This is a genomic window from uncultured Salegentibacter sp., from assembly GCF_963972535.1.
Classification (GTDB): domain Bacteria; phylum Bacteroidota; class Bacteroidia; order Flavobacteriales; family Flavobacteriaceae; genus Salegentibacter.
The window spans coordinates 1-3010 of record NZ_CAXAVR010000186.1; the positions used below are offsets into that span (position 1 = coordinate 1).

The 3010-nt window shown below is 38.6% G+C and carries 4 protein-coding genes; all 4 read left to right on the plus strand.

All coding sequences use genetic code 11. From position 1 onward, the window contains the following. On the plus strand, positions 1-831 hold an 831-nt coding region (locus AACZ30_RS13590; protein ID WP_339650037.1), incomplete at its 5' end, for an SDR family oxidoreductase. A 163-nt stretch (positions 832-994) separates the two neighbouring features. Continuing rightward, positions 995-1759, plus strand: a complete 765-nt coding sequence (locus tag AACZ30_RS13595) for an AAA family ATPase (RefSeq protein ID WP_057481726.1) — start codon at positions 995-997, stop codon at positions 1757-1759. Positions 1760-1762: 3 nt separating this feature from the next. Next, the gene (locus AACZ30_RS13600; protein ID WP_339650046.1) at positions 1763-2668 is read left to right on the plus strand and encodes a ParB/RepB/Spo0J family partition protein; all 906 of its coding nucleotides are present in this window, start codon (positions 1763-1765) and stop codon (positions 2666-2668) included. Between the two features lie 67 nt (positions 2669-2735). Then, positions 2736-3010 (plus strand): DUF5683 domain-containing protein (locus tag AACZ30_RS13605; protein WP_339650049.1); only part of this gene is annotated, 275 nt, incomplete at its 3' end.

Below are 3010 nucleotides of genomic sequence, written 5' to 3' on the forward strand. Positions count from 1 at the left end.
ATTATCGTAACCGGCGGAGGAAGTGGCCTTGGGAAAGCAATGACCAAATACTTTATGGAACTTGGAGCTAATGTAGCTATTACTTCCAGAAACCTGGAAAAACTTCAAAACACAGCCAAAGAGCTGGAAGATGAAACCGGAGGTAAATGTTTTGCGGTTCAATGCGATGTTAGACATTACGATCAGGTAGAAAACATGCGTGATGAAGTTCTAAAAGAATTTGGAAGCATAGATGTTTTATTAAACAATGCTGCAGGAAACTTTATTTCTCCAACTGAAAGATTAAGCGCCAACGCTTTTGATACCATTATTGATATAGTGCTTAAAGGAAGTAAAAACTGTAGCATGGCGCTTGGAAAACATTGGATAGATACAAAACAAAAAGATAAAACGGTACTTAATATTGTAACCACTTACGCGTGGACAGGTTCTGCGTATGTAGTACCAAGTGCTACGGCGAAGGCAGGAGTTTTGGCTATGACGCGCTCTTTAGCGGTAGAATGGGCAAAATACGGAATTAGGTTCAACGCAATTGCACCCGGCCCCTTCCCTACTAAAGGCGCCTGGGATAGGTTATTGCCGGGAGATTTAAAAGACAAGTTCGATCTTGCTAAAAAAGTACCACTAAAAAGAGTTGGAGAGCACCAGGAACTGGCAAACCTTGCTGCTTATTTGGTTTCAGACTTTTCAGCTTATGTAAACGGCGAAGTAATTACCATAGATGGTGGAGAATGGCTTAAAGGTGCCGGGCAGTTTAACTTATTGGAAGCAATCCCCGAGGAAATGTGGGATCAATTGGAAGCAATGATTAAATCTAAGAAGGGGAGCTAACTCCCTTTTAATAGAGATTAAATCTACTGAAATAAATTTATTTAAAACCGATTGTTGTGCTCTTCTGGCAACAATCGGTTTTTTATGTATAAGCTGTTAACAAAATCATTTTATAAACCTGTAATAAATTGTATTTTTACCCTTCAAAAATCATAAAGACTTAATGGGTAAAATCATTGCTATTGCAAACCAAAAGGGAGGAGTGGGCAAAACCACCACCTCGGTAAACCTGGCCGCTTCGCTTGGAGTACTTGAAAAGAAAGTATTGTTAATAGATGCAGACCCACAGGCCAACGCCACTTCCGGACTAGGAATTGACGTGGAAGAGGTTGAATTAGGTACTTACCAACTTTTTGAAGACTCGATAGCTCCTGAAGAATGCATTCAAAAAACCAGTTCCCCAAATCTTGATATTATTCCTGCTCATATAGACCTTGTAGCTATAGAAATTGAATTGGTAGATCAGGATGCCAGGGAATCTATGCTGAAAAAGGCTATTACCCCGCTAAAAGAGCTGTATGATTTTATTTTAATTGACTGTGCGCCTTCCCTGGGTTTATTAACTTTAAATGCTTTGACCGCTTCAGACTCTGTGGTTATCCCAATACAGTGTGAATATTTTGCGCTGGAAGGTTTAGGAAAATTACTGAATACCATTAAAAGCGTTCAAAAAATTCATAATAACAAACTGGATATTGAAGGTCTATTGCTTACTATGTATGATTCTCGCTTAAGGTTGTCTAACCAGGTTGTAGAAGAAGTGCAGAAGCATTTTGGCGAGATGGTTTTTGATACAATCATTCAAAGAAATGTGCGTTTAAGTGAAGCCCCAAGTTATGGGGAAAGCATTATTAACTATGATGCGGGCAGCAAAGGAGCCAGCAATTATTTGAGCCTGGCACATGAAATTATAAAGAAAAACTCGTAGAAGATGGCGAAGGCGACCAAAAAACAAGCATTAGGACGTGGACTTTCAGCTTTATTGAAAGATCCGCAAAACGATATCCAATCTGCAGAAGATAAAAATGCCGACAAACTAGTTGGACATATTGTAGAACTGGATTTAGAATCTATTGAAGTAAATCCTTTCCAACCAAGGACAAGTTTTAATGAAGACAATCTTAAAGAACTCGCATCTTCAATACGAGAACTTGGAGTAATCCAGCCAATTACCGTAAGAAAACTGGATTTTGATAAATACCAGCTGGTTTCGGGAGAACGCCGTTATCGCGCTTCAAAATTAGTAGGTTTAGAAACGATTCCGGCTTATATAAGGATTGCCAACGACCAGGAATCTTTAGAAATGGCTTTGGTAGAAAACATTCAGCGCCAGGATCTTGATCCTATAGAGATTTCGCTTTCCTATCAGCGTTTAATAGATGAAATAAACCTTACCCAGGAACAATTAAGTGAACGCATTGGTAAAAATCGCTCTACTATTGCCAACTACTTACGTCTTTTAAAACTCGATCCAATTATTCAAACAGGAATGCGAGACGGCTTTATGAGTATGGGTCACGGGCGCGCACTTATAAATGTTAGCGATCCGCAAAAGCAACTGGATATTTACGAGAAAATACTTCAAAAATCATTGTCGGTAAGAGAAACTGAACAATTGGTGCGTGAAGTAAACGAAGGCTCAAAAGTTTCAAAAACTTCCAGGAAAACGGCTGCAGTTCCTACTACTTATAAAAAAGGAATTAAAGAATTTTCAGAATACCTGGGAACCAAAGTTGATGTGAAAGTCACTAAAAAAGGCTCGGGGAAACTTAGTATTCCTTTTTCTTCCGAAGAAGATTTTAATAGGTTAAAAAAACTTATTCAGGGTGAAGATTAATCGGGCATTATTATCTGTTTTTTTTCTGTTGTTTGTTTTTACACTTACGGCCCAGGAAGATTCTTTAATGGTTGAAACTCCTGAAGTGCCAGATACTGTTTCAGAAGAAAAAGATTATAAACCTTACAATGCCCTCGCACCCGCTAAAGCTGCATTTTATTCGGCTATATTACCGGGTCTGGGACAGGCATATAACGACAGGTATTGGAAAATTCCTTTGGTATATGCGGGAATTGGTACCGGAGTTTATTTTTATATCAACAATAATAAAGAATGGAACCGGTATAGGGATGCTTATAAAAATCGGCTTGCAGGTAGAAAAGATGAATTTACCGTAAATGG

Excerpts from the sequence above, each read along its gene's own strand:
- AACZ30_RS13595 (WP_057481726.1), top strand. The coding sequence starts at position 995 with ATGGGTAAAATCATTGCTATTGCAAACCAAAAGGGAGGAGTGGGCAAA.
- AACZ30_RS13600 (WP_339650046.1), top strand. The coding sequence starts at position 1,763 with ATGGCGAAGGCGACCAAAAAACAAGCATTAGGACGTGGACTTTCAGCT.